The organism is Streptomyces sp. NPDC054961, assembly GCF_053609145.1.
Genome location: NZ_JBSGWY010000004.1, coordinates 1 through 676 on the forward strand (window position 1 = coordinate 1; position 676 = coordinate 676).

The following is a 676-nucleotide window of genomic DNA, read 5'->3' on the forward strand; positions in this document are numbered from 1 at the left end:
CCCGCCCCCGCCCCCCCCGCGCCCCGGGGCCCCCCCCCCCCCCCCCCCGGGCGGGGGGGCCCCGGCGGCGTTACCCGGCGGTTCGCGTTCGGCGGACGGCCGGGGCCGCGGCGCGCCGGGCGGCCGGGCGGCGGAATCAAGGGTTTCCCCCGCTGCCGAGGACCGGTCGTCCCGGCGATGGTGGTGCGACGGCGAGCCGTCCACGCTCCGGGAGGGTGACGCGTCACCCTCCCGGAGCACCGCTGCCCTCCCAGGGAGGAACGAGGGCGCGGACGGGGGGCGGCTCGCCGTGCGGGGGATGCCCCCGGTGCTCCCGACACCGTTCCGGGACCACGCCGTTGGCCACCCGGAGTCCGGACACCCGGCTCCCCCCGCGTACGGGCTCCCGGGCCGGACGGGAGTCAGGGCCGGACGGGAGTCAGGGCCGGACGGGAGTCAGGGCCGGACGGGAGGCCGGACGAGAGCCAGGGCCGGACGGAGGCCGGGGGGCCCGGGATCAGAGCCATCCGGGGCGGTCGCTCCCCCACCGGGAGGGTCCGTGCTCCCACTCCCCGCTCCCGAGCGGGGGCGCCGCGGGCCCCCGCGGCCCCGGCCCCCCACCCGGCGCGCGCCGCCCCCGCGCCCGCGCCGACGCGGGACCCCCCCCCGCCGCCCCCCCCCCCCCCGCGACCCCCGC